A 24,479-nucleotide genomic window follows, 5' to 3' on the forward strand; every position below is an offset into this window, starting at 1 on the left:
CTTGCTCATGGAGGAACTCCTCTGACCGCGCTTGCCGCAGACCTCGCTGCCTGCGGCCTGGTCATCACCCGGGGCACCCCGCCACGGAAGGAGGGTTGCCGGACAGCGGGCCGGGGCCGTGTCGCTGTCACTCGTGACCTGCGCAGCATCATGCCACACGCGCGGGGCGCCGCAAGCCGCGGTCCGCATCCCGGACGGTCCGCCCGCGGGCGCACAGCACGGAGGGCCGGGGCAACGCCCCCGGCCCTCCACGGTCGTTCCCGCGACTACGCCTGCGTGGCCGCGGCCCACCGCTCCAGCGTCCGCGCGGCCGCACCCGAGTCGACCGACTCGGCCGCCCGGCCGATCCCGGCCGCGATCCGGTCGGTCAGCGAACCGCCCGCGCCCTCCAGCGCCACCAGCGCGGCCGCCGAGTTGAGCAGCACCGCGTCACGGACCGGCCCCGTCTCGCCGGCCAGCAGCCGCCGGGCGACGTCGGCGTTGTACGCCGCGTCCGCGCCCCGCAGCGCCTCGATCGGCACCAGTTCGATGCCGACGTCGCGCGGGTCGAAGGACTCCTGCCCGACCTTCCCGTCCCGCACCACCCACACCTGGGAGGTGGACGTGACGGTGAGTTCGTCCAGTCCGTCGTCGCCCCGGAACACCAGCGCGGAGGAGCCGCGGCGGGCCAGTACGCCGGCGATCAGCCCGGCCATCCGGGTGTCGAAGCACCCCACGGCGGAGGCGCCCACGCGTGCCGGGTTGGTCAGCGGGCCGAGGATGTTGAACGAGGTGGGGATGCCCAGGTCGCGGCGGGCCGGGGCGGCGAACCGCATCGCGGGGTGGAACTTCGCCGCGAAGCAGAAGGTGATCCCGGTGTCCTCGGCGACCTTCGCCACCCGGTCGGCGGGCAGGTCGAGGTTGATGCCGAGCTTCTCCAGGACGTCGGAGGCGCCGCTGGCGCTGCTGGCGGCGCGGTTGCCGTGCTTGACGACCTTGGCCCCCGTGCCGGCGATGACGATGGCCGACATCGTCGAGATGTTCACCGTCTTGGCCCGGTCGCCGCCGGTGCCGACGATGTCCACGGCGGGGCCGGGGATGTGCAGCGGCTCCGCGTGCGCGTACATCGACTCGACGAGGCCGGTGACCTCCTCGACGGTCTCCCCCTTGGCCCGCAGCGCCACCATGAAGCCGGCGACCTGGGCGTCCGAGGCCTCACCGCTCATGATCCGGTCCATCGCCCACGCCGCCTCCGCGGCGGTCAGGTCCTTGCCGTTCAGCAGCGCACCCAGGACGTCGGGCCAGGAGCCGCCCGCCATTGATGCGCCTCCGGCGGGGTTCACAACGCTCATGGTCCACACTCCATGGGGTCTGACGTGCGACGGGAATCCTTCGGCTCCAGCCTATCGGCGCCGGGGAACGGGAAAGGGCCCCGTCCATCGGATGGACGGGACCCTGCCCGGTGGCACAGCTTCAGTGATCAGTGGTGACCGTGGCCGCTCGTGATCTCCTCGTACTCCTCGACCGTGGGCTTGTCGATCTGCGTCCCCTCGCCGTAGTAGCCGCGGGACAGCTTCGCGCGCAGCTTCGCGGTGGGGCCGACCTTCTTCTCCACGCCGTTCTCGTCGACCTCGGGGCCGACCTCGAGCGGCTTGGGCTGCTCGTGCTGGGTGAGCTTGAACAGCGAGCCCTGCTCCAGCGGCTCGTGGATCTCGATGAACTCACCGTGCGGGAGCCGCTTGATGATGCCGGTCTCGCGACCGTGCAGCACCTTGTCGCGGTCGCGTCGCTGCAGACCCAGGCAGATCCGCTTGGTGACGACGAAGACCAGCACCGGCAGCACGAAGAACGAGATCCGGACCACCCAGGTGATCGCGTTGATCGACAGATGGAAGCGGGTGGCGAAGAGGTCGTTGCCACCGCCGACGAGCAGGATCAGGTAGAGGCTGATCCAGGCGGCGCCGATGCCCGTGCGGACGGGCCGGTTGCGCGGCCGGTCGAGCAGGTGGTGCTCGCGCTTGTCACCGGTGACCCAGGATTCCAGGAACGGGTAGACGCCCATGAAGCCCAGGACCAGCGGGAAGATCACCAGCGGGATGAACACGCCCAGGACGAGCGTGTGGCCCGCGAAGTTGATCTCCCAGCCCGGCATGATGCGGATCAGGCCCTCGGAGAAGCCCATGTACCAGTCAGGCTGGGCGTCGGTCGACACCTGGTCCGGACGGTAGGGGCCGTACGCCCACACCGGGTTCACGGAGACCAGCGCGGACATGGCCGCGATGACACCGAAGACGATGAAGAAGAAGCCGCCCGCCTTGGCCGTGTAGACCGGGAAGAACGGCATGCCCACGACGTTCTTCTCCGACTTGCCGGGGCCGGCCCACTGCGTGTGCTTGTGGTAGACGATCAGGATCAGGTGGGCCACCAGCAGGCCCGCCATGATGCCGGGGATCAGCAGCACGTGGATCGTGTAGAACCGCGGCACGATGTCGGTGCCGGGGAACTCACCGCCGAAGAGGAAGAACGAGAGGTACGTGCCGACGATCGGCACGGACAGCACGGCGCCTTCCATGAAGCGGATACCGGTGCCCGACAGCAGGTCGTCCGGCAGCGAGTAGCCCATGAAGCCGTCGAACATGCCGAGGAACAGCAGCAGGAAGCCGAAGACCCAGTTGACCTCGCGCGGCTTGCGGAACGCACCGGTGAAGAAGATGCGCATCATGTGCACGAGCATCGCGGCCACGAAGACGATGGCCGCCCAGTGGTGGATCTGGCGGACGAGCAGACCGCCGCGCACGTCGAAGCTGATGTGCAGGGTCGACGCGTACGCATCGGACATCGTGATGCCCTGCAGCGGCGCGTAGGAGCCGTCGTAGACGACCTCGTTCATCGCCGGGTGGAAGAACAGCGTCAGGTAGACACCGGTCAGGATGATGATGATGAAGCTGTAGAGGGCGATCTCGCCCAGCATGAAGGACCAGTGGTCCGGGAAGATCTTCCGCAGGTTGGCCTTGCCCAGGCTGTAGATGCCCAGCCGGCCGTCGGCCCAGTCGGCGACACGTTCGCCGGCGGGCGCCTTTCCGCGCTGCTTCGCGCTCGCGCTCGTGTTGGTGCTCATCCACGCTCCCAAAACGCAGGGCCCACGGGCTCTTCGAAGTCGCCCAGTGCCTCGAGGTAACCCTCACCGTTCACGCTGATGTGCAGCTGCGGCAGGGCGTGACCGGCGGGACCGAAGATCACCCGGGCACCGTCGGAAAGGTCGAACGTCGACTGGTGGCACGGGCAGAGCACGTGGTGCGTCTGCTGCTCGTAGAGGCTGATCGGGCAGCCGACGTGGGTGCAGATCTTGGAGAACGCCATGATGCCCTGGTGCGCCCACTCGCGGGACTTCTTGTCCTTGATGTCGTCCGGCTGGATGCGGACGATCATCAGGGCCGCCTTGGCGAGCTGCTCCTGGTAGTCGTGCTGCTCCTCCTCCAGGCCCTCGGGCACGGCGAAGGTGAGCGAGCCGACGGCGACGTCCTCGGGACGCAGCGGCTTGTTGGTGTTCTGGTTGATCAGCAGCCTGCCCTTGGACCACAGCGTGTGGCGGAGCTTGTCCTCCGGCAGCGGGCCGAGGTCGCGCAGCAGGAACACACCGGAGAGCGGCACCAGGGTCAGCGCGCCGAGCATGGTGTTGCGGATCAGCTTGCGGCGGCCGATCTGGCTCTCCCCGGCCCCGGTGGCGAAGTCGGCCTTGACCTTGGCGCTGACCTCGGGGCTCGCCTCGATCGGGTGGCGGTCGTCGGCGACCTCGACGTCCGACATCAGCGTGCGGGCCCAGTGGACCGCGCCGGCGCCGATGGCGAAGAGCGAGACGCCGAGGGTCATGCCCAGCGCGAAGTTCAGCGCGCTGATGTGACCCAGCGGCCAGATGTAGACGATCTTGTCGATCGGGATGACCACGAAGCTGGCGATGAAGGCCAGCGTGGCGAGCATCGACACGGTGAACAGGAAGGCCACCGTGCGCTCGGAGGACCTCGCGGCCTTCTCGTCGATGTCCTGGCGGCGCGGCAGGTGGGCCGGGAAGCCCGGGTCCGCGAACGGGTTCTCCGCGGTCGCGAGCTGGCCGCCGCCCTGGTGTGCCGGCCTGTCCGGCAGGTTCTCTTGTGACATGTCCTGACTCATGACTTCTTCGCCTTGGTGGTGTGGGCCGCGAGCCAAATGGCGCAGGCGATCAGGGCCCCGAGGCCGAAGATCCAGCCGAAGAGACCCTCGGTGACCGGGCCGAGGCTGCCCAGCGACATGCCGCCGGGGCTCGGCGCACCCTCGCCGTTGACAGCGTCGAGGTAAGCGATGATCTCCCGCTTGTTCTCCTCCGGCATCGTCGTGTCGGGGAAGGACGGCATGTTCTGCGGGCCGGTCAGCATGGCCTCGTACAGGTGCTTGTCGCTCACGCCTTCCAGCGTGGGCGCGTACTTGCCGTGCGTCAGCGCTCCGCCCTTGCCCTGGTAGTTGTGGCACTGGGCGCAGTTGGTGCGGAAGAGCTCCCCGCCGCGCGCGGCGTCGGCGCCGGCCGGGTCGTACTGCTCCTCGGTGGGCGTGACCGGGCCGGGGCCCAGCGAGGCGATGTACGCCGCGAGCTGGTCGATCTGCTTCTGGTCGTAGATGACCTTCTTGCGCGGCACCTGGGCGCCGGGCTGCTGGGCCGGCATGCGACCGGTGCCGACCTGGAAGTCCACGGCCGCGGAGCCGACGCCGACGAGGCTGGGGCCGTCACTGCCGCCCTGCCCCGACGTACCGTGGCAGCTGGAGCAGCCGACGGCGTACAGCTTCTTGCCCTCTTCGATGGCGAGGGACTGCGAGCTGTCGTCGGCCTGCGCCTTGGGCGCCGGCGCGAGCGCGGCGTACAGCCCCCCGATGGCCGTGAGCGCGACAAGTAGGACGACGAGCGCCGCCAGCGGGTGGCGCCGTCGTGCGGAGAGCTTTTTCACGGATTACCCCGGTGTCAGGATCTCTTGCGTCGATGGTTCTGGATGTCGTTGACCGTGTGCGCAACTCGCGCGGGGGCCCGACTACTTGATCAGGTAGATCGTGGCGAAGAGGCCGATCCAGACGACATCGACGAAGTGCCAGTAGTAGGACACGACGATGGCCGCAGTGGCCTGCTCGTGGGTGAACCGCCGTGCCGCGTAGGTCCGTCCGAGGACCAGCAGGAAGGCGATGAGACCACCCGTCACGTGCAGACCGTGGAATCCGGTGGTCAGGTAGAACACCGAACCGTACGGGTCGGAGGAGAGCGAGAGGCCGTCCTCCTTGACCAGGTTGGTGTACTCGAAGATCTGACCGCCGATGAAGATCGCGCCCATGATGAACGTCACGATGAACCACGCGCGCAGCTTCTTCACATCGCCGCGCTCGGCGGCGAAGACACCCATCTGGCAGGTGAAGGAGGAGAGCACGAGGATCGTGGTGTTCGTCGCCGAGAACGGGATGTCCAGGACGTCGGCGTGCGCCTTCCAGTACTCGGCACCCGTCACCGAGCGAAGGGTGAAGTACATCGCGAAGAGGGCCGCGAAGAACATCAGCTCGGAACTCAGCCAGATGATGGTTCCGACGCTGGTGAGGTTCGGCCGGTTGACCGACGGGTGCGCGTGCCCGGTTTCTACTGCTGTTGCTGTCGCCACGACCGACATTATGTCGGTCGCTTATCTCGCGCTCACTCCGGGGGGTGCCATTCGGTGTGTCAAGGCCCTTGAGGTAGGGAAAGGCGTCCCCCGAAGGAGCTAACCCTCCTCGAAGCACCCTGCCCGGGAGTAAGGTTCGGCCACAGGCAGGCGACTCCACGAGGGCGAGGAGGCACGGATGCAGACGACCGCGACGGTGCTGGTCTACAGCGACGACAGGAACACCCGGGAACAGGTCCGTCTGGCCGTCGGCCGCCGCCTTGCGAGCGACCTGCCGCCGGTGGAGTACATGGAGTGCGCGACCCTCCCGGCGGTCCTCAGCGCGCTGGAGAACGGCGGCATCGACGCGTGCGTGTTCGACGGCGAGGCCGTCCCGGCCGGCGGCATGGGAGTGTGCCGCCAGGTGAAGGACGAGATCTTCCGCTGCCCGCCGGTGCTGGTGCTCATCGGGCGCCCCCAGGACGCCTGGCTGGCGAGCTGGAGCCGGGCCGACGCGGCGGTGAGCCACCCGGTCGACCCGGTCGCGCTGAACGAGGCCCTGGCGGGGCTGCTGAGGCAGCGGCTGGCCGTCGACGCGTAGCGTCACATCTCGGGCTGAAGACGGGCCTCAGGGGCGTCGGTACGGTCGGCGACGGCCGGGTCGGCGCCCTTGCGCGTTCCCGTCGCACTGCCCTTGCGCCACTCGCTCCAGGACAGGTTCCAGTCGCCGAAGCCGTTGCTGAAGGCGGGCATGTCCTCACCCAGGCTGTGGACGACCGAGACCAGGTCGCCGCGCCGCACGTTGTCGAAGAACCAGTGGGCGTTCTCGGTGCTCATGCCGACGCAGCCGTGGCTGACGTTGGCGATCCCCTGCGAGCCCACCGACCAGGGCGCCGCGTGCACGTACTCACCGCTCCAGGTCACGCGGGTGGCCCACTGGACGGGCAGGTCGTAGGAGTCGGAACTGCCCGAGGCGATCCCCACGGTCTCGCTGCGCATCCGCACGTTGGCCTCCTGACCCAGCACCACCTTGATGCCGTTGCGGGTGGAGAACCCCGGCTTGCCGGTGGTCACCGGGATGGTGCGGACGAGCTTGCCGTTGCGCTTGAAGGTCATGGAGTGCGTGGCGGCGTCGGTGACGGCCTCGATGCGGTCGCCGGTGCGCAGCGTCAGCGGCTTGACGTCGCCCCCGTAGAGCGAGCCCTTGATGTGCACGTTGTCCAGGGTGCTGCGCACGTCGATGCGGGCGTGCGCGGGCCAGTAGGTACGGGGGCGGTAGTGCAGGGTCTTGTCGTCGACCCAGTACCAGGCGCCCTCGTCGGCCGCCGGGGAGGCGTTGACGTGCAGGTTGCGCTCGACGACGCTCCGGCCGAGGGTGTCCTTCACGGCCGCGCTGAGCTCGGCGGTGATGGGCTGTCCGACGCCGTAGGTGCCGCTCTCCGGGCCGAAGGTGACCTTCAGATGGCGCTTGGTGCCCGAGGTGTCCACGGCGAGCGTCTTGCGTCCCTGGTGGCCCTTCGCGTCCTCGGTGGTCACCTGGACGACGTAGTGCGCCGCGGAGGAGAGCTTCGAGGTGCTGCGCCAGCGCTTGCCGTCCGCGGACAGGCGGCCGCTCACGTAGCGTCCCGAACCGTCGGTGGCCGTCACGTCGGTGATGCGGTTGCCTTCACCCTTGACGGTGATTTCCAGCGGCTTCTTCGGGTCGGCCTTCTTCGACCCGGTGGTTCCCCCGGTCCACACGACCTGGCCGGCGGCGTCGTAGGGGGCGGTGGCGAGGGGATCGCCGCCGCCCGAACAGGAGGCCAGCGGCGCGGAGAGTGTCACTGCAGCGATCGCGGTCGCCATGCGGCGCGGAGAAAAGTGACCCATGGTCACCACGCTAAGCAGAGATGATCTACGGCGCTCGCCGAGCGCGTACGAACGGGCGATGGCCCGGACCCCCCGTTCGGGGTCCGGGCCATCGCCGTGCGGTGCGTGGGCGCCGGGCGCTCACTGGGTGCGGTTCTCACCCCGGTAGTACTCGAAGACCCAGCCCCACAGGCCGACGAGGATGAAGGGCGCGCCGAAGTAGATCAGCCACCAGCCGAAGATGATGCCTAGGAAGGCGGTGGCTCCACCGAAGGCCAGCAGCAGCGGCTGCCAGCTGTGCGGGCTGAAGAAGCCCAGCTCGCCGGAGTCGTCCGCGACGTCCGCGTCCTCACGGTCCTGGGCGCCGGTGTCGGCGCGCCGGGCGGTGAAGGCCAGGTAGAAACCGACCATCACGGCGAGGCCGAAGGAGAGGAAGAGCGCCGTGGTGCCGACCGGCTCCTTGGACCACAGGCCGTAGACGACGGCCATGCCCAGGAAGAAGACGGACAGCCACAGGAACAGCTTGCCCTGGAACTTCACTTGCCGCTCTCCTTCTCATCGCCGCCGGAGACGGCCGGAGCCGCGCCGACGTTCTCCAGCTGGTCCAGAGCGGCCATCTCCGGGTGGTGGAGGTCGAAGGCCGGGGATTCGGACCGGATGCGGGGCAGCGTGAGGAAGTTGTGCCGCGGCGGCGGGCAGGAGGTCGCCCACTCCAGCGAGCGGCCGTAGCCCCACGGGTCGTCCACCTCGACCGGCTTGCCGTACTTCGCCGTCTTCCACACGTTGTAGATGAACGGCAGGACCGACAGGCCCAGCAGGAAGGAGCTGATCGTCGAGATGGTGTTCAGCGTGGTGAAGCCGTCGGCGGCCAGGTAGTCCGCGTAGCGGCGGGGCATGCCCTCGGCACCCAGCCAGTGCTGGACGAGGAAGGTGCCGTGGAAGCCGATGAACAGCGTCCAGAAGGTGATCTTGCCCAGGCGCTCGTCGAGCATCTTGCCGGTGAACTTCGGCCACCAGAAGTGGAAGCCGGAGAACATCGCGAAGACGACCGTGCCGAAGACGACGTAGTGGAAGTGCGCCACCACGAAGTACGAGTCGGAGACGTGGAAGTCCAGCGGCGGCGAGGCCAGGATGACACCGGTCAGACCACCGAAGGTGAAGGTGATCAGGAAGCCGATGGCCCAGAGCATGGGTGTCTCGAAGCTCAGTGAGCCCTTCCACATGGTGCCGATCCAGTTGAAGAACTTCACACCGGTCGGTACCGCGATCAGGAAGGTCATGAAGGAGAAGAACGGCAGCAGCACACCGCCGGTGACGTACATGTGGTGGGCCCACACCGTCGCCGAGAGGCCGGCGATCGAGATCGTCGCCGCGATGAGGCTGACGTAGCCGAACATCGGCTTCCGGGAGAAGACCGGGATGACCTCGCTGATGATGCCGAAGAACGGCAGCGCGATGATGTACACCTCTGGGTGCCCGAAGAACCAGAAGAGGTGTTGCCACAGCAAGGCGCCGCCGTTGGCGGCGTCGAACACGTGCGCACCGAACTTCCGGTCGGCCTCCAGGGCCAGCAGCGCGGCGGCCAGCACCGGGAAGGCGAAGAGCACCAGCACACCGGTGAGCAGCACGTTCCAGACGAAGATCGGCATCCGGAACATCGTCATGCCGGGGGCGCGCATGCAGATGATCGTGGTGATGAAGTTGACCGAGCCGAGGATCGTACCGAAGCCGGAGAACGCCAGACCCATGATCCACAGGTCGCTGCCGATGCCCGGCGAGCGGACCGCGTCGGTCAGCGGGGAGTAGGCGAACCAGCCGAAGTCGGCCGCGCCGTTCGGGGTGAGGAAGCCGGCGACCGCGATCAGCGAGCCGAACAGGTAGAGCCAGTAGGCGAACATGTTCAGCCGCGGGAACGCGACGTCGGGGGCGCCGATCTGCAGCGGCATGATCCAGTTCGCGAAGCCGGCGAAGAGCGGGGTCGCGAACATCAGCAGCATCACGGTGCCGTGCATCGTGAAGAGCTGGTTGAACTGCTCGTTGGACACCACCTGGGTGCCCGGGCGGGCGAGTTCGGCGCGCATGACGAGCGCCATCACGCCACCGATGAGGAAGAAGAAGAACGACGTCGCCAGGTAGAGCGTGCCGATCGTCTTGTGGTCGGTGGTGGTCAGCCACTTGACGATGACGTTGCCCGGCTGCTTCGTGCGGACCGGCATCTCGTCCGCGTACGCGTCGTCGTGCGCGGCGGCCGCACCGTGGGGTTCGTTGAGAATGCTCACTGGGTCTTGGTCTCCGCGTTCTTGGCGTTGCCGGTGGTGGCAATGCCTGCCGGGACGTAACCGGTCTGGCCCTTCTTCGCCAGGTCCTGGAGGTGCTGCTTGTAGGCCTCCGGGGAGACGACCTTGACGTTGAAGAGCATCCGGGAGTGGTCCACACCGCACAGCTCGGCGCACTTGCCCACGAAGGTGCCCTCCTTGTTGGGGGTCACCTGGAAGACGTTGGTGTGTCCGGGGATGACGTCCATCTTCATCAGGAAGGGAACCACCCAGAAGGAGTGGATGACGTCACGCGAGGTGAGGACGAACCGGACCGACTCGCCCTTGGGGAGCCACAGGGTCGGGCCCGGGTTGCCGGTGTCCTGGTCCTTCGAGGCGGGCGTGCCGAAGTCGTAGACGCCGTCGGCACCCGCGGGCGCGTCCAGCTTCTTCGCCGAGATCGTGGAGAGCTCCGCGGGCACCGTTCCGGCCGCCGGGGTCGACGGGTTGCCGTCCACGTCCTCGACGTAGTTGAAGGCCCAGCTCCACTGGAAGCCGACCACGTTGACGACGTGGTCGGGCCGCGCGGAGGTCTCCAGGAGCTTGGACTCGTCCCGGGCGGTGAAGTAGAAGAGCACCGAGATGATGACCAGCGGGACGGTGGTGAAGAGCGCCTCGATCGGCATGTTGTAGCGGATCTGGGGCGGGATCTCCACCTTGGTGCGGCTGCGCCGGTGGAAGATGATGCTCCAGAGGATCAAGCCCCACACGAGCACGCCGACCGCCAGCGCGGCGGCCCAGGAACCCTGCCAGAGCGACAGGATCCGCGGTGCCTGCTCCGTGACGGGGCTGGGCATGCCGAGGCGGGGGAAGTCCTCGTATGTGCAACCGGTGGCGGTCGCAAGGACCAGGCCCGCGGCCAGCGCCTGCGGCAGAATCCGCCGCATCGGGCGCCGCGACGAGCGGTCGGAGCCGTAGGGACTCACGTAGCGCCTTCCCGAGAGTCTCGCCCACGCGTCCGGATGCCCGGCCTGTGCTGGTCGGTCGCCCTGGCGCGGGCAGTGGTGTGGATGTTTATGCGGACCAAACCCTACTGGACTCGATTTTGGGGCGCGCGGGGAGGGGTGCCAACGCGCCGGGGCTGCCCCCGAAGGGGTGTCGGGCACCGCTGCGCACCTGCGGAGGGCCCCGTTTCGGGGGCTTTTGACTGGCCCCCAGACGCTCCGCGGGACGCCGGGGCGTAGCGTGCAGGACGTGCCCTACTTCGACGCCGCGTCCGCCGCACCACTGCATCCCGTCGCCCGGCAGGCACTCCTCGCCGCGCTCGACGAAGGGTGGGCCGATCCCTCCCGGCTCTACCGCGAGGGGCGCCGCGCACGGCTGCTCCTCGACGCCGCCCGGGAGGCCGCCGCCGACGCCGTCGGATGCCGTCCGGACGAACTCGTTTTCACTCCTTCGGGTACTCGTGCGGTGCACGCGGGGGTGGCCGGGGCGCTCGCCGGCCGACGCCGGGTCGGCCGGCACGTGGTCGTCTCGGCCGTCGAGCACTCCTGCGTGCTCCACGCGGTGGAGGACGCCGACGTCACGGAGGTGGGCACGGACCGCACGGGTCTGGTCGACGCCGGCGCCTTCGGCGCCGCGCTGCGCGAGGACACCGCGCTGGCCTGCCTGCAGTCCGCCAACCACGAGGTCGGCACGGTGCAGCCGGTCGACCGGGCCGCCGAGCTGTGCCGGGCGGCGGGGGTGCCGCTGCTCGTGGACGCCGCCCAGTCACTGGGCTGGGGCGCGGTGGCGGGTGGCTGGTCGCTGCTGACCGCGAGCGCCCACAAGTGGGGCGGGCCGTCCGGCGTCGGCCTGCTGGCGGTCCGCAAGGGCACCCGCTTCGCCGCCCAGCACCCCGCGGACGAACGGGAGTCGGGGCGCGCGCCCGGCTTCGAGAACCTGCCCGCGATCGTCGCCGCGGCGGCCTCCCTGCGGGCGGTGCGCGCCGCGGCGGACGCGGAGGCGGCACGGCTGTCCGCCCTGGTGGACCGCATCCGTACCGCGGTGCCCGAACTCCTCCCGGACGTCGAGGTGGTGGGCCACCCCGAGGTGCGGCTGCCGAACGTGGTGACCTTCTCCTGCCTCTACGTGGACGGCGAGGCGCTGCTGCACGAACTGGACCGGGAGGGCTTCTCCGTCTCCTCCGGGTCGTCGTGCACCTCCAGCACGCTGACGCCCAGCCACGTGCTGAAGGCGATGGGCGTGCTGTCCGAGGGGAACGTCCGGGTCTCGCTGCCGGCGGGCACCGAGGCGGGCGACGTGGACCGCTTCCTCGAGGTGCTGCCGGGCGTGGTGCGGACGGTACGGGAGCGGCTCGGCGCTCCGGCGCCGGCGTCCGGGCCCGCGGCGCGGGCGGTGCGGACGGCGGGAGGAGCGGGAGCCGCGGAGGAGGAGGGCGAGCCCGACCTCGTCGTGGACTCCCTCGGCAAGCGGTGCCCGATCCCGGTCATCGAGCTGGCGAAGGTCATCGGGGACGTGCCAGTCGGCGGCGTCGTGTCGGTGCTCTCCGACGACGAGGCCGCCCGGCTCGACATCCCCGCGTGGTGCGACATGCGCGAGCAGGAGTACCTCGGCGCGCACGCCGCGCCCCGCGGCGTCGCGTACTGGGTGCGTCGCGTCTCCTGACGGGCCCGGGGGTCGCGGGCGGTCGCCCGCAACCCCCGGTGAGCCTCAGTGCAGGTGGGTGCGGACCTCTTCGGCGGCCTCGTCGCCGTAGGCCTTGGTGAAGCGGTCCATGAAGTGGGCCCGCCGCAGCTGGTACTCCTGGGTCCCGAGGGTCTCGATCACCAGCGTCGCCAGCATGCAGCCCACCTGCGCCGCGCGCTCCGCCTCGACGCCCCAGGCGAGGCCGGACAGGAAGCCGGCGCGGAAGGCGTCGCCGACGCCGGTGGGGTCGACCTTGGCGTCCTCCTCCGGGCAGCCCACGACGATCGGCTCCTCGCCGGCCCGCTCGATGCGGACGCCGCGCGAGCCCAGCGTGGTGACGCGGGTGCCGACCCGGCCGAGGATCTCCTCGTCCGTCCAGCCGGTCTTGGACTCGATGAGGCCCTTCTCGTACTCGTTGGAGAAGAGGTAGGCCGCGCCGTCCAGCAGTATCCGGATCTCGTCGCCGTTCATGCGGGCGATCTGCTGCGAGAAGTCCGCCGCCCACGGGATGTCGCGGGAGCGGCACTCCTCGGTGTGGCGGAGCATCGCCTCGGGGTCGTCGGCGCCGATGAGCACCAGGTCGAGACCGCCGACGCGGGCGGCGACCGAGTGCAGCTCGATGAGGCGGGCCTCGCTCATGGCGCCGGTGTAGAAGGAGCCGATCTGGTTGTGGTCGGCGTCGGTGGTGCAGACGAAGCGCGCCGTGTGCAGCACCTCGGAGATGCGGACGGAGGCGGTGTCGACGCCGTGCCGGTCGAGCCAGGCGCGGTACTCGTCGAAGTCGGAGCCGGCGGCGCCGACGAGGACGGGCCGGACACCCAGCTGGCCCATGCCGAAGCAGATGTTCGCACCGACGCCACCGCGGCGTACGTCGAGCGTGTCGACCAGGAAGGAGAGGGAGACCGTGTGCAGCTGGTCGGCGACGAGCTGGTCGGCGAATCGGCCGGGGAAGGTCATCAGGTGGTCGGTGGCGATGGAGCCGGTGACTGCGATACGCACGGCTGGAACGCTCCTGCGGAGGCGGGCTGCGGACGGGACCTGTCCACGCTACCGGCTGGGCCGGTGGACGCCGACATGGTGAAACTACCCGATAGTAGGGCTTTCTCCCGTGACGCCACGTGCCTAGGGTCGTATGCATGACCACTCCTCTTCCCCCCGCGCCCCTCGGCGACCCCGAGTCGCTCGCCGAGCTCATCGGCGACTGCCGCAAGATGGCCGCGCACTGGGAGGTCCCCGCGGAGGACGAGTCCGCGCGGGTCAGCCCGGCGAGCCTGCACGGGATCACGGTGCCGGCCGCGTCGTCGCACGTCGTCGAGGGCATGGCCGAGTACGCCGACTGATCGGAACCGCGAGGCGCTCCGGCCCGTCCAAGTGGCGTCCCCCGGTTGAAGGACCGGGACGTCAGCAGTTGTACGCAGCTGTGCGGAGCCGAAGGAGCCATCGTGGACAGCGAGCCGACGCGCACGCGCCGCCGGCACAGGTCGCCGTGGGTGATGTCCACGGTGGCCGTGGCCGTACTGGCCGCCGGGGGCGGCGGCGCCTACTGGGCCTCGTCGAGTGCCGAGGGCGGTGTCCCGCGCGCCACGGGCGGCAGCGGGAACGATGCCCCGGAGCCGCTCGAACTGGACGCCGCCACCGGCGGCACGGGTGCCGAGCTCACCGTCCGGGGCGATCTGCCCGACGGCCCCTCCTCCGCCGCCGTGCAGCGGCCGGGCAACGTGTCACGCGCCGCCGTGGAACGGCTCGCCCGGGCCCTGGGCGTGCCCGGCACGGTGAAGTCCGACCACGGCGTCTGGAAGGCCGGCGGTACGCCGGACGGCGGCGGTCCGGTGCTCCGGGTGAACAAGGACGCGCCGGGTACCTGGGCGTACTCGTACTACGGCGCCGCGCCCCGCAAGGGCCGCGCCCCGGCACAGGACGACCTCGCGGTGCCGTCGGCGGAGGCGCTGCGCAAGGCCGCGCCGGTCTTCGCGGCGCTGGGACTGAAGGGCGCGCGTACGGACGCGAGCGAGGTCTCGGGGGTCCTGCGCACGGTCACCGCGGACCCGCGGGTGGCGGGGCTGCCCACGCACGGCTGGCGGTCGGCGGTGCAGGTCGCCTCGGACGGGCTGCTGGTCACCGGGTACGGCATGATGGCGCCGCTGACCAGGGGTGACACCTACCCGGTGGTGTCGGCGAAGCAGGCGCTGAAGCTGCTGGGGCGCCCCGGGACGGGCGGTGACCTGGGGATCGGCGACTGCCCCACCGTGGTGCCGAAGCCCTCCCGCGCCCCCGGCGACGACCCGACGCTGCCGCAGGTGCTCCCCTGCGTGCCGACGGCGCACCGGCCGATGGAGGTGCGGAAGGCCGAGTTCGGCCTGTCGGCGCAGTTCGTGGCCGGGCGGCAGGCACTCGTGCCGTCCTGGCTCTTCGAGGTGGCGCAGGAGGGCGTCACGCGCACCTCGGTGCTGGCCCAGACGGCGGTGGACCCGGCGTACGTGCGGGGCGGCACGGCCTCCCCCGCGCCCTCGGGGACGTCGGCGCCGGCCGCCGGGACGGCGAAGGTCGAGTCGTACCGCGCCGAGGGGACGGAGCTGACCCTGCGCTTCTGGGGCGGGGTGTGCAGCGACTACACGGCCTCGGCCGACGGGGCGGGCGCGGTGGTGAAGGTCAAGGTCACCGCGGTGGAGAAGGAGCCGGGGAAGGCCTGCATCATGATCGCCGAGCGGTTCTCCCGCACGGTCCGGCTCGACACGCCGCTGGGCGACCGCAAGGTCGTCGACCTCTCCGACGGCAGTACGGTGCCGCGGAAGTAGCCGGCGGGGCCCCGGGAGGGCGCGTCAGGACATGCCGAAGGCGGCGGGCACCCCGGGTGCCCGCCGCCTTCGCGCGGGGCTCAGTGGAACGAGTCGCCGCAGGCGCAGGAGCCGGTGGCGTTCGGGTTGTCGATCGTGAAGCCCTGCTTCTCGATCGTGTCGACGAAGTCGATGGAGGCGCCGCCGAGGTACGGGGCGCTCATGCGGTCGGTGACCACCTTCACGCCGCCGAAGTCCTTCACGACGTCGCCGTCGAGCGCGCGCTCGTCAAAGAACAGCTGGTAGCGCAGGCCGGAGCAACCGCCCGGCTGGACGGCGACGCGCAGCGCGAGGTCGTCGCGGCCCTCCTGCTCGAGCAGGCTCTTGACCTTGGAGGCCGCCGCGTCGGACAGGATGATGCCCTCGCTCTGGCTGGTCTCGTCCTGAACCGTCATCTGATCCACTCCCGGGTTGTACGGATGCTGCCACAACGGTGAACCGGTGGCTTCCCGGATTCATTCCTCCGGGTCCCATGCGTCTTGGCGCCATCCATGCTCGCACACCGGACCCTGTACGGGTAATGCGTCACATTGACGCGAGGGCCATCGTCATTCTGACGCGAACGGGTTATGATAGATAGCGTCAAATAGACGAAAAGGTTTGAGCCGCAGTTTCGCAGAGAAAGGGCTTCGGGCCCGTGACCACCACATCCGAACCGCTGGACGTCCAGCCGACCCCGCTCGCCCTGCTCCTCCTGGGCCGCGAGTCCGACCCGCGCAGCGAGCGCGGCGTCGACTGTCCCGGCGACCTGCCCGCCCCCTCGGACCCGGATCTGGTGGAGCGCGCCCGCGCCGCCAAGGCGAAGCTCGGCGAGAAGGTCTTCGTCCTGGGCCACCACTACCAGCGCGACGAGGTCATCCAGTTCGCCGACGTCACCGGCGACTCCTTCAAGCTGGCCCGTGACGCCGCCGCCCGGCCCGAGGCGGAGTACATCGTCTTCTGCGGTGTGCACTTCATGGCCGAGTCCGCGGACATCCTGACCTCCGACGCCCAGCAGGTGATCCTCCCCGACCTGGCGGCCGGCTGCTCCATGGCCGACATGGCCACCGCCGAGCAGGTCGCCGAGTGCTGGGACGTGCTCACCGAGGCCGGCGTCGCCGACGTCACCGTGCCCGTCTCGTACATGAACTCCTCCGCCGACATCAAGTCCTTCACCGGCCGTCACGGCGGCACCATCTGCACCTCCAGCAACGCCAAGCGCGCCCTGGAATGGGCGTTCCAGCAGGGCGAGAAGGTGCTCTTCCTCCCCGACCAGCACCTCGGCCGCAACACCGCGGTCCGGGAGATGGGCTTCTCGCTGGAGGACTGCGTCCTCTACAACCCGCACAAGCCGAACGGCGGGGTCACCGCGGAGCAGCTGCGCGACGCCAAGATGATCCTGTGGCGCGGCCACTGCTCGGTGCACGGCCGCTTCTCGCTGGACTCGGTGGAGGACGTGCGCGCCCGCATCCCCGGCGTCAACGTCCTGGTGCACCCCGAGTGCAAGCACGAGGTCGTCACCGCGGCCGACCAGGTCGGCTCGACCGAGTACATCATCAAGGCCCTGGAGGCGGCCCCGGCCGGTTCTTCCTGGGCGATCGGCACCGAGCTCAACCTGGTGCGCCGGCTGGCCAAGGCGCACCAGGACAAGCAGATCGTCTTCCTCGACAAGACCGTCTGCTTCTGCTCGACCATGAACCGGATCGACCTGCCGCACCTGGTGTGGACGCTGGAGTCGCTGGCCGACGGCAAGGTCGTCAACCGCATCCAAGTAGACCGGGAGACCGAACACTTCGCGAAGCTGGCACTGGAGCGGATGCTCGCCCTGCCGTAGGGGCAGGATGGGCGCATGATCCTGCGCCCGTTGCACGACACCGACGAGGACGCCGACGCCGTAGCGGTCGTGGCCGCCGCCGCGTTCGGCGCCTCCGACGCCCTGCCCGGTGGCGGCCCGCCCGAGGAGATGCCTCCCGAGCGGGCCGCTCTGCTGCGACGGCGCAACCGGTACGTCGCGCGTACCGACCCCGGTGGCTGCTGGCTGGCCGTGGACGAGACCTCCGGCATGCCGCTCGGGATCGCCATGTCGACGCGCCGCGAGGGGACGTGGGGGCTGTCGCTCTTCGCCGTGCTGCCCTCCGCGCAGCGGCAGGGGGTCGGGCGCGAACTGCTCGCCGCCGCCCTGGCGTACGGGCGCGGCTGCCTGCGCGGCATCATCTGCAGTTCCCCCGACCCGCGGGCGGCGGCGACCTACCGCCGGGCGGGCTTCGCGCTGCACCCGGCGATGCGCCTGGAAGGTGCCGTCCGCAAGGGCGACCTGCCGGCGCCGGACGGGGCGGTGCACGAGGGCTCGGCCAAGCACCGCGACCTGATGGACTCCGTGGACCGGCGCACCCGGGGCGGCGCGCACGGCCCCGACCACGACCAACTGCTCACCGAGTGCCCCCTGTTGGTCGTGGACGACCTCGCCGGGAGCGGCTACTGCTACGTCGACCGGGAAGGGAACGTACGGCTGCTGGCCGCGACCTCACGGCGGCTGGCGTCCCGGCTGCTCACCGCCGCGCTGCTGAGCCTGCCCGAGGGCACCACCGCGCGGGTCCCCAACCTGACGGCCGAGCAGCAGTGGGCCGTGGACGTGGGCCTGACGGCCGGGCTGGAGCTGAGCACGTCCGGCTGGGTCTGCCTGCGCGGGATGCGTCCGCCGGAGCCGTACATCCCGTCCGGGTTCTTCCTGTAGACGGGGCAGGGCCCTGGGCGTTCGTGAACGCCCAGGGCCCTGCAGCCGGTCGTACTGCGCGGGGTCTCAGACCCCGGCCAGCTCCGACTTCTTCTGCGGCTCCTCCTCGCCCGGGCCCGCGGCCCCGGCCGCCCGCTTCAGCGCCTTGCGCTTGGCACGGCGCTCCTTGCGGATCTCGACCATCGTGTAGAGGGTCGGGACGAGCAGCAGGGTCAGCAGCGTCGAGGTGAGCAGACCGCCGATGACGACCACGGCGAGCGGCTGGGCGATGAAGCCGCCCTCGCCGGTCACCCCGAGGGCCATCGGGAGCAGGGCGAAGATGGTCGCCAGCGCGGTCATCAGGATCGGCCGCAGACGGTGCCGGCCACCCTCGATGACGGCCTCCACGACGCCGTACCCCTGGGCGCGGTACTGGTTGATGAGGTCCATCAGCACGATCGCGTTGGTCACCACGATGCCGATGAGCATCAGCATGCCGATCAGCGCCGGGACGCCCATCGGGGTGCCGGTGATCAGCAGCAGGCCGATCGCGCCGGTGGCGGCGAACGGGATGGACACCAGCAGCACCATCGGCTGGATCAGGCTGCGGAAGGTGCCGACCAGCAGCATGAAGACGATGGCGATCGCGGCGAGCATCGCGAGCAGGAGCCCTGTGTTGGCCTCGTCCTGATCGGAGGAGACACCGCCGATCTCGACGGTGGCGCCCTTGGGGAGATCGAGCGAGTCGATCTCCTTCGTCAGAGCGTTGCTCACCGCGCCGGTGTTGTCACCGGTCGGCTTCGCCGTGATCGTGGCGGCGCGGGCACCGTCGATCCGGGTCTTCTGCACCGGGCCGGGAGCCTCGACGACCTCGGCGACCTTGCCGAGCTTCACCGGTCCCGCGGGGGTGGGGATGGTGAGGGCCTCGAGCTCGGCGACCGTGCCGGCCTTCTGCCCGGAGACCACCCGCACGTCGCGCTCGGTGTCGTCGAGCACAGCGCTGCCGACGGTCGTACCGCGCACGGCCTGGGTGACGGCGGCACCGATGGTGGCGTCGTTCAGTCCGTACTTGGCGGCCTCGGTCTGCTTGGCGTGGACCTCGATCCTGGGCACGCTCTGCGCGAGGTCGCTGGTGACGTCGGTGACGTCGTCCAGACCGGCAACGGCGTCACGCACCTCGGCACTGGCCTTGGCCAGGGTGCCGGCATCCGCTGCCTTGACCACGACCGACAGGTTCTGGCTGCCGAAGCCGTCGCCGGCGGAGACCGAGGTCGTGCCGACGCCGTCGAGCTTCTTCAGGCCCGTCCGGATCTCGTCGAGGACGCCGGCACTGTCGTCGGCGCTCTTCAGCTTCACCTGGAAGCTGGCCTGGTTGGCGCCGGTGCCGCCGCCGAAGGCCGCCAGGAAGCCGGACGATCCGACGGTGACCTGGTAGTCCTGGACCTGGTCGATGCCCTCGAGCAGCTTCTCGACCTTGCGGGCCGCTGCGTCGGAGGCGGACAGGCTGGTGCCCGGCGGGAGTTCCTGCTTGACGGTCAGGGTGTCCTGGGCACCGGGCTCGAAGAAGTTCGTCTTCAGCAGCGGGGCGAGTCCGACAGTGACCAGCAGGACCGCGACGGCGATGAGGACGCTGGTCAGCCGACGACGCGTGGCGAAGCGCAGCACCGGCACGTACAGCCGCTGCAGGACGCCGCGGGACTCCTCCTCTTCTGCCCGGCGCCGGATCTCCTCCGGGGCGATCCTGCCCGCGTCGGCCGGCGGCTTGAGGAACCAGTACGACAGCACCGGGACGACCGTCAGCGACACCAGCAGCGAAGCCAGCAGCGCCACGGCGACGGTCAGCGAGAACGAGCCGAACAAGGCGCCGACGAGGCCGCCGACCAGGCCGATCGGCAGGAAGACGGCAACCGTGGTGAGGGTGGAGGCGGTCACCGCGCCGGCCACCTCGCGCACGGCGGCGATGATCGCGGGCTGCTTCTCCTCGCCGTAGGCGAGGTGCCGCTTGATGTTCTCCAGCACCACGATCGAGTCGTCGACGACACGGCCGATGGCGATGGTCAGCGCGCCCAGGGTGAGCACGTTGAGCGACAGGCCGCGGGTCCACAGCACGATCAGCGTCAGCACGACGGAGAGCGGGATGGAGACCGCGGTCACCAGGGTCGAGCGCAGCGACGCCAGGAAGACCAGGATGATCACGACCGCGAAGAGCAGACCGAGCAGGCCCTCGGTGGTCAGGCCGTGGATCGACTTGGAGACCGCGGGGCCCTGGTCGCTGACGACGGTGAGCTTGGCGCCCTTGCCGAGGTCGCGCTCGAGATCGGCCAGCTTGTCCTTGACGGCCGAGGAGATCGCGACGGCGCTGCCGTCCTGGTCCATGGTGACGGCCACGCCGAGGCTGGGCTCACCGTCGGTCCGGGTGATGGAGGCGGCGGCGTCCGGGCGCTCCGCGACGGTGGCGACGTCGCCGAGGCGCACGGGCTTGGGGGCGGCGGGGATCCGCAGGTCCTCGATCTGCTGCACGGAGGCGTACTCGCCGCCGACCTGGACGGTGCGGCTCTTGCCGCCGTCGTCGAAGGAGCCGGCCGGGACGGCGTGGCCGCCGGCCTGCAGCGCCTGCACGAGGGCGGCGGCGCCGAGCTTGCGGTCGGCGAGCTTCTCGTCGTCGGGGGTGACGGTGACGATCTGGTCCTGGACGCCGGTGACGGTCACCTGGCCGACGCCGTCGATGTCCTGCAGGACCGGGACGACCGAGCGGTCGAGCGCGTCGGCCAGTGCCTGCTGGTCCAGGCCGGTGGAGGTGGCGGCGAGCACGACGGTCGGGATGTCGTCCGTCGAGCCGGCGATGACCTGCGGGTCGGCGTCCTCCGGCAGCCGCGAGGAGACCCGGTTCACCGCCTGCTGGACGTTGGCCACCAGCTTGTCGCTGTCGTTGCCGTAGTCGAACTGGGCCATGATCACGGCAGCGCCCTCGCTGGCCGTGGACGTGATGCCGGTGATGCCGTCGACGCCCTTGACGCCGTTCTCGATCGGCTCGACGACCTGCTTCTCGACGACGTCGGGGGACGCGCCCGGGTAGGTCGTGATCACCGACACCAGGGGCAGGTCGATGGAGGGGTACAGCTGCTGCTTGAGGGACGGTATCGCGATGGCGCCGAAGCCGATGGCGACCACCGCCATCAGCGCGACCAGGCTGCGCTGGGCGAGGCTGATTCGGGACAGCCAGGACATCGTGGTGCGGTCTCTTCTCTGTGCTCAGAGTGCTCGGGTGTTCTCGGGTTGTGGACTTTTGTCAGCCCACGCCACTTTCTCCTGTCGCGGAGGGTGGTTTCCTCAGCCCGAGGTCGTGATTGGTTCCGGAGGCGTACTGCGGATGCGGTACACGCCGGTCGTACTCAGCGCGCTGCGGGCCGCACCAGACCCGACTCGTACGCGGCGACGACCAGCTGCGCGCGGTCGCGGGCACCGAGTTTGGCCATGGTGCGGTTCACGTGCGTCTTGACGGTGAGCGGGCTCACCCCGAGGCGTTCGGCGATCTCGTCGTTCGGCAGCCCCAGCGCCACCTCGACCAGCACCTCGCGCTCGCGTGCCGTCAGCGCGTCCAGGTCCGGGGCCGCCGGTCCGCCCTCCGTGGGCAGCGGGCGCCGACCGCCGCTCTGCGCCAGGAACTGGGCGATCAGGCTCTTGGTCGCCGACGGGGACAGCAGCGCGTCACCCTCGGCGACGGTGCGGATCGCGGCGAGCAGCTCGGCCGGCTCGGCGCCCTTGCCGAGGAACCCGGCGGCGCCGGCGCGGATCGCCTGGGCGACGTACTCGTCCGCCTCGAACGTCGTCAGGACGAGGACCGCCACGCCGGTCAGGTCCTCGGCGGCGGTGATCTCGCGGGTGGCGGCGAGGCCGTCCGTGCCGGGCATCCGGATGTCCATCAGGACGACGTCCGCCCGGGTGCTGCGGGCCAGCGCGACGGCTTCGGCGCCGTCCGAGGCCTCCCCCACGACCTCCATGTCCGGCTCGGACTCCACGAGGACGCGGAACGCGCCCCGCAGCAGCGCCTGGTCGTCCGCGAGCAGCACCCTGATCATGCCGGGATTCTCCCATCCCCCCGCCGGGCGGCCGGCTGGCCCGGCACCACCAGCGGCAGGCGGGCGTGGACGCGGAAACCGCCCTGCGTGCAGGGGCCGGCCTCGCAGGTGCCGCCGAGGGCCGCGGCCCGCTCGCGCATGCCGATCAGGCCGTGGCCGCCGCCCGCGGTGCCCGGGGCCTGCGGGCTGCCGCCACGGTCGACCACGGTGACCTCCAGCGTCCCGTCGCCGCGCGCGATGCGGATCTGCGCCCGCGCGCCCGGGCCGGCGTGCTTGTGGACGTTGGTCAGCGACTCCTGGATGACCCGGTACGCGGTGAGGTCCACGCTCGCGGGAAGCGTGCCGGGGTCCTCCTCGGCCACCTCCACCGGCAGCCCGGCCCGGCGGAAGCCGTCGACGAGCTGGTCCAGCACCCCGAGGCCGGGTGCCGGTTCCATGGGTGCGGCGGGGTCCCCCGACTGCCGCAGCAGGCCCACGGTCGCACGGAGCTCGTCCAGCGCCGAACGGCTCGCCTCCCGGACGTGTGCGAGGGCCTGCTTCGCCTGGTCGGGCCGACTGTCCATGACGTGGGCGGCGACACCGGCCTGCACGTTGACCAGGGCGATGTGGTGGGCGACCACGTCGTGCAGCTCGCGGGCGATCCGCATCCGCTCCTCGGCGACGCGGCGCTTGGCCTCCTCCTCCCGGGTGCGCTCGGCCCGCTCGGCGCGCTCCTCGACGGCGGCGATGTAGGCGCGGCGGTGACGGGTGGCCTCGCCGGCGGCGGCGGCCATGCCGCTCCACGCGAACAGGGCGATGTTCTCGGCGGAGTACCAGGGCCGGGCCCCGAAGAGCATGGCGATCGCGGGCAGCAGCAGGCAGGTGGCGAGGCCGAGCCGGAAGGTGGTGGTGCGGTCGGTGCGCGTGGAGGCGGAGAAGAGCGCCACGACGACGGTGGCGGCCACCGGGGCGCGGCCCTCCCCGGTCGCGGTGAGCAGGTAGACGACGGTGACCGCGCCGGTGAAGGCGAGGACGCCCAGCGGGCTGCGCCGGCGCACCATCAGCGCGGCGGAGCCGAGGACGGCCAGCAGGATGTCGGGGACCGAGGCGTCGTACCGCTCGGTGTGCGGCCCGATGAACATGTTGCCGAGGATCACCGCGAGGACGGCGATCGCCAGCCCGGCGTCGAGGGCTACGGGGTGGGCCTGCGGCCACAGCCGGGCCCGGTCCTTCATCGATCGATGCTGCACGCTCACCAACGGTACGGGTCCCCAGGAACGGCCGTGCCCCGGTCCGGTGCGGTACCGGGCCGGGGCACTGAGCGGGTGCGCTGGTCGGCGAGGTGTCAGCCGGGGATGAGCCCGCCGTCCCCGAGCAGTGCCCGGACCTCCTCCAAGGTGGCCTCCGAGGCCGGGAGGATCAGCTCGGACGGCTCCAGGGAGTCGTCCGGCAGAGGTGTGCCGAGCCGCCGGACGGCGTCGAGGAGCGCGGTGAGCGTGCGCCGGAACCCGGCGTCGTCACCGCTCTCCATCTCCGCCAGGAGCTCGTCGTCGAGCTTGTTGAGTTCGGTGAGGTGGCTCTCGTCCACCGTCACCTGGCCCTCGCCCATGATCCTCACGATCACGACGCCCTCCTCTAGGGGTGTCTCACTGCTTGTCGAACCGGGGCTGGTCCTGGGTCTGCGACGGGGTCTGGCCCTGCTGTCCGCTCTCGATGGCCTGCTGCGGGGAGCCGCCGGCCAGCTCGGCCTTCATGCGCTGCAGCTCCAGTTCGACGTCGCTGCCGCCGGAGAGGCGGTCGAGCTCCGCCTGGATGTCGTCCTTGGCGATCCCGGTCGGGTCGTCGAGGGCGCCGGAGGCCAGCAGCTCGTCCAGGGCGCCGGCCCGGGCGCGCAGCTGCTCGGTCTTGTCCTCGGCCCGCTGGATCGCCAGGCCGACGTCGCCCATCTCCTCCGAGATGCCGGAGAAGGCCTCGCCGATCTGGGTCTGGGCCTTGGCCGCGCTGTAGGTGGCCTTGATGGTCTCCTTCTTGGTGCGGAAGGCGTCCACCTTGGCCTGCAGGCGCTGGGCGGCGAGGGTGAGCTTCTCCTCCTCGCCCTGCAGCGTCTGGTGCTGCGTCTCCAGGTCGGTGACCTGCTGCTGGAGGGCGGCTCGACGCGACAGCGCCTCGCGGGCCAGGTCCTCCCGTCCCAGGGCGAGCGCCTTGCGGCCCTGGTCCTCGTACTTCGCGGACTGCTGCTGCAGCTGGTTCAGCTGCAGCTCCAGGCGCTTGCGCGAGGTGGCGACGTCCGCCACACCGCGCCGTACCTTCTGCAGCAGCTCCAGCTGTTTCTGGTACGAGTAGTCGAGGGTCTCGCGCGGATCCTCGGCCCGGTCAAGGGCCTTGTTGGCCTTCGCGCGGAAGATCATCCCCATCCGCTTCATGACACCGCTCATGGGCCTCGCGCGCCCCCTTCATTCAGCTCGCCAGCACACCTCTAC

At 70.5% G+C, this 24,479-nt stretch carries 22 protein-coding genes and 1 riboswitch; of the genes, 6 read left to right on the forward strand and 16 right to left on the reverse strand.

Annotated elements, in window-relative coordinates; genetic code table 11:
- Positions 1 to 22: 22 nt before the first annotated feature.
- Positions 23 to 139: riboswitch (SAM riboswitch) on the reverse strand.
- A gap of 127 nt (positions 140 to 266) precedes the next feature.
- From trpD to ctaE, 5 genes are all read right to left on the reverse strand, one after another.
- Positions 267 to 1,331 carry an anthranilate phosphoribosyltransferase gene (gene trpD / locus AC1VWI_RS14565; protein WP_499511421.1) on the reverse strand — a complete coding sequence of 355 codons (1,065 nt, stop codon included), beginning with the start codon at positions 1,329 to 1,331 and terminating at the stop codon, positions 267 to 269.
- Between the two features lie 128 nt (positions 1,332 to 1,459).
- A complete protein-coding gene (gene qcrB / locus AC1VWI_RS14570; RefSeq protein ID WP_499511422.1) occupies positions 1,460 to 3,097 on the reverse strand; it encodes a cytochrome bc1 complex cytochrome b subunit in 1,638 nt (545 codons plus the stop codon).
- Positions 3,094 to 4,134, reverse strand: coding sequence for a cytochrome bc1 complex Rieske iron-sulfur subunit (qcrA, locus tag AC1VWI_RS14575; protein WP_499511423.1), 1,041 nt, complete (start codon positions 4,132 to 4,134; stop codon positions 3,094 to 3,096). Before qcrA ends, qcrB begins: the two co-directional genes overlap by 4 nt.
- Positions 4,135 to 4,142: 8 nt before the next feature.
- The gene (gene qcrC, locus AC1VWI_RS14580) at positions 4,143 to 4,952 is read right to left on the reverse strand and encodes a cytochrome bc1 complex diheme cytochrome c subunit (protein ID WP_499511424.1); all 810 of its coding nucleotides are present in this window, start codon (positions 4,950 to 4,952) and stop codon (positions 4,143 to 4,145) included.
- An 81-nt stretch (positions 4,953 to 5,033) separates the two neighbouring features.
- Complete coding sequence (ctaE, locus tag AC1VWI_RS14585; protein ID WP_319163544.1) at positions 5,034 to 5,654, reverse strand: aa3-type cytochrome oxidase subunit III; 621 nt, start codon at positions 5,652 to 5,654, stop codon at positions 5,034 to 5,036.
- Between the two features lie 169 nt (positions 5,655 to 5,823).
- On the opposite strand from ctaE, the gene AC1VWI_RS14590 reads away from it, so the two are divergent.
- Entirely contained in the window at positions 5,824 to 6,225 is a 402-nt protein-coding gene (locus AC1VWI_RS14590; protein ID WP_499511425.1) for a hypothetical protein, read from the forward strand.
- Positions 6,226 to 6,227: 2 nt separating this feature from the next.
- On the opposite strand, the gene AC1VWI_RS14595 is transcribed toward AC1VWI_RS14590, so the two are convergent.
- The 4 genes from AC1VWI_RS14595 to ctaC all read right to left on the reverse strand — a co-directional run bounded on the left by AC1VWI_RS14595 (position 6,228) and on the right by ctaC (position 10,713).
- Positions 6,228 to 7,493 (reverse strand): L,D-transpeptidase, encoded by a 1,266-nt coding sequence (locus tag AC1VWI_RS14595; RefSeq protein ID WP_499511426.1) that lies wholly within the window; start codon positions 7,491 to 7,493, stop codon positions 6,228 to 6,230.
- Positions 7,494 to 7,613: 120 nt separating this feature from the next.
- Positions 7,614 to 8,012 (reverse strand): cytochrome c oxidase subunit 4, encoded by a 399-nt coding sequence (locus AC1VWI_RS14600; RefSeq protein WP_499511427.1) that lies wholly within the window; start codon positions 8,010 to 8,012, stop codon positions 7,614 to 7,616.
- Positions 8,009 to 9,751, reverse strand: coding sequence for an aa3-type cytochrome oxidase subunit I (gene ctaD / locus AC1VWI_RS14605; RefSeq protein ID WP_499511428.1), 1,743 nt, complete (start codon positions 9,749 to 9,751; stop codon positions 8,009 to 8,011). The genes AC1VWI_RS14600 and ctaD overlap by 4 nt, the downstream gene beginning before the upstream one ends.
- The gene (gene ctaC / locus AC1VWI_RS14610) at positions 9,748 to 10,713 is read right to left on the reverse strand and encodes an aa3-type cytochrome oxidase subunit II (RefSeq protein ID WP_499511429.1); all 966 of its coding nucleotides are present in this window, start codon (positions 10,711 to 10,713) and stop codon (positions 9,748 to 9,750) included. Before ctaC ends, ctaD begins: the two co-directional genes overlap by 4 nt.
- Before the next feature lie 268 nt (positions 10,714 to 10,981).
- Here ctaC and AC1VWI_RS14615 point away from each other — a divergent pair, with 268 nt between their 5' ends.
- Entirely contained in the window at positions 10,982 to 12,394 is a 1,413-nt protein-coding gene (locus tag AC1VWI_RS14615) for a cysteine desulfurase/sulfurtransferase TusA family protein (RefSeq protein WP_499511430.1), read from the forward strand.
- Between the two features lie 45 nt (positions 12,395 to 12,439).
- Here the strand turns inward: AC1VWI_RS14615 and AC1VWI_RS14620 are convergent, their stop codons facing one another.
- Positions 12,440 to 13,414: a carbohydrate kinase family protein gene (locus AC1VWI_RS14620; RefSeq protein ID WP_499511431.1), complete on the reverse strand. Its 975-nt coding sequence runs from the start codon at positions 13,412 to 13,414 to the stop codon at positions 12,440 to 12,442.
- A gap of 137 nt (positions 13,415 to 13,551) precedes the next feature.
- Here AC1VWI_RS14620 and AC1VWI_RS14625 point away from each other — a divergent pair, with 137 nt between their 5' ends.
- Together AC1VWI_RS14625 and AC1VWI_RS14630 are read left to right on the forward strand one after the other, a co-directional pair.
- The gene (locus AC1VWI_RS14625; RefSeq protein ID WP_499511432.1) at positions 13,552 to 13,755 is read left to right on the forward strand and encodes a hypothetical protein; all 204 of its coding nucleotides are present in this window, start codon (positions 13,552 to 13,554) and stop codon (positions 13,753 to 13,755) included.
- Positions 13,756 to 13,857: 102 nt separating this feature from the next.
- On the forward strand, positions 13,858 to 15,210 hold the full coding sequence (locus AC1VWI_RS14630) for a hypothetical protein (protein WP_499511433.1): 1,353 nt from the start codon (positions 13,858 to 13,860) through the stop codon (positions 15,208 to 15,210).
- A gap of 80 nt (positions 15,211 to 15,290) precedes the next feature.
- Here the strand turns inward: AC1VWI_RS14630 and AC1VWI_RS14635 are convergent, their stop codons facing one another.
- Positions 15,291 to 15,644, reverse strand: coding sequence for a HesB/IscA family protein (locus AC1VWI_RS14635; protein ID WP_499511434.1), 354 nt, complete (start codon positions 15,642 to 15,644; stop codon positions 15,291 to 15,293).
- Between the two features lie 242 nt (positions 15,645 to 15,886).
- Between AC1VWI_RS14635 and nadA the strand changes: the two genes are divergently transcribed.
- Together nadA and AC1VWI_RS14645 are read left to right on the forward strand one after the other, a co-directional pair.
- On the forward strand, positions 15,887 to 17,062 hold the full coding sequence (nadA, locus tag AC1VWI_RS14640) for a quinolinate synthase NadA (protein WP_499511435.1): 1,176 nt from the start codon (positions 15,887 to 15,889) through the stop codon (positions 17,060 to 17,062).
- A gap of 15 nt (positions 17,063 to 17,077) precedes the next feature.
- Positions 17,078 to 17,962, forward strand: a complete 885-nt coding sequence (locus tag AC1VWI_RS14645; RefSeq protein ID WP_499511436.1) for a GNAT family N-acetyltransferase — start codon at positions 17,078 to 17,080, stop codon at positions 17,960 to 17,962.
- A 66-nt stretch (positions 17,963 to 18,028) separates the two neighbouring features.
- Here the strand turns inward: AC1VWI_RS14645 and AC1VWI_RS14650 are convergent, their stop codons facing one another.
- The 5 genes from AC1VWI_RS14650 to AC1VWI_RS14670 all read right to left on the reverse strand — a co-directional run bounded on the left by AC1VWI_RS14650 (position 18,029) and on the right by AC1VWI_RS14670 (position 24,434).
- A complete protein-coding gene (locus AC1VWI_RS14650) occupies positions 18,029 to 21,169 on the reverse strand; it encodes an efflux RND transporter permease subunit (RefSeq protein WP_499511437.1) in 3,141 nt (1,046 codons plus the stop codon).
- Between the two features lie 164 nt (positions 21,170 to 21,333).
- A complete protein-coding gene (locus AC1VWI_RS14655; RefSeq protein WP_499511438.1) occupies positions 21,334 to 22,020 on the reverse strand; it encodes a response regulator transcription factor in 687 nt (228 codons plus the stop codon).
- Complete coding sequence (locus AC1VWI_RS14660) at positions 22,017 to 23,234, reverse strand: sensor histidine kinase (protein ID WP_499516810.1); 1,218 nt, start codon at positions 23,232 to 23,234, stop codon at positions 22,017 to 22,019. The genes AC1VWI_RS14655 and AC1VWI_RS14660 overlap by 4 nt, the downstream gene beginning before the upstream one ends.
- A 110-nt stretch (positions 23,235 to 23,344) precedes the next feature.
- The gene (pspAA, locus tag AC1VWI_RS14665; RefSeq protein ID WP_499511439.1) at positions 23,345 to 23,623 is read right to left on the reverse strand and encodes a PspA-associated protein PspAA; all 279 of its coding nucleotides are present in this window, start codon (positions 23,621 to 23,623) and stop codon (positions 23,345 to 23,347) included.
- A gap of 22 nt (positions 23,624 to 23,645) precedes the next feature.
- Complete coding sequence (locus tag AC1VWI_RS14670) at positions 23,646 to 24,434, reverse strand: PspA/IM30 family protein (RefSeq protein ID WP_499511440.1); 789 nt, start codon at positions 24,432 to 24,434, stop codon at positions 23,646 to 23,648.
- Positions 24,435 to 24,479: the final 45 nt, after the last annotated feature.

Source organism: Streptomyces sp. TOM-9, assembly GCF_056858595.1.

Excerpts from the sequence above, each read along its gene's own strand:
- trpD (WP_499511421.1), bottom strand. The coding sequence starts at position 1,331 with ATGAGCGTTGTGAACCCCGCCGGAGGCGCATCAATGGCGGGCGGCTCC.
- qcrB (WP_499511422.1), bottom strand. The coding sequence starts at position 3,097 with ATGAGCACCAACACGAGCGCGAGCGCGAAGCAGCGCGGAAAGGCGCCC.
- qcrA (WP_499511423.1), bottom strand. The coding sequence starts at position 4,134 with ATGTCACAAGAGAACCTGCCGGACAGGCCGGCACACCAGGGCGGCGGC.
- ctaE (WP_319163544.1), bottom strand. The coding sequence starts at position 5,654 with ATGTCGGTCGTGGCGACAGCAACAGCAGTAGAAACCGGGCACGCGCAC.
- AC1VWI_RS14590 (WP_499511425.1), top strand. The coding sequence starts at position 5,824 with ATGCAGACGACCGCGACGGTGCTGGTCTACAGCGACGACAGGAACACC.
- AC1VWI_RS14595 (WP_499511426.1), bottom strand. The coding sequence starts at position 7,493 with ATGGGTCACTTTTCTCCGCGCCGCATGGCGACCGCGATCGCTGCAGTG.
- AC1VWI_RS14625 (WP_499511432.1), top strand. The coding sequence starts at position 13,552 with ATGACCACTCCTCTTCCCCCCGCGCCCCTCGGCGACCCCGAGTCGCTC.
- AC1VWI_RS14635 (WP_499511434.1), bottom strand. The coding sequence starts at position 15,644 with ATGACGGTTCAGGACGAGACCAGCCAGAGCGAGGGCATCATCCTGTCC.
- AC1VWI_RS14645 (WP_499511436.1), top strand. The coding sequence starts at position 17,078 with ATGATCCTGCGCCCGTTGCACGACACCGACGAGGACGCCGACGCCGTA.
- AC1VWI_RS14650 (WP_499511437.1), bottom strand. The coding sequence starts at position 21,169 with ATGTCCTGGCTGTCCCGAATCAGCCTCGCCCAGCGCAGCCTGGTCGCG.
- AC1VWI_RS14655 (WP_499511438.1), bottom strand. The coding sequence starts at position 22,020 with ATGATCAGGGTGCTGCTCGCGGACGACCAGGCGCTGCTGCGGGGCGCG.
- AC1VWI_RS14660 (WP_499516810.1), bottom strand. The coding sequence starts at position 23,234 with ATGAAGGACCGGGCCCGGCTGTGGCCGCAGGCCCACCCCGTAGCCCTC.
- AC1VWI_RS14670 (WP_499511440.1), bottom strand. The coding sequence starts at position 24,434 with ATGAGCGGTGTCATGAAGCGGATGGGGATGATCTTCCGCGCGAAGGCC.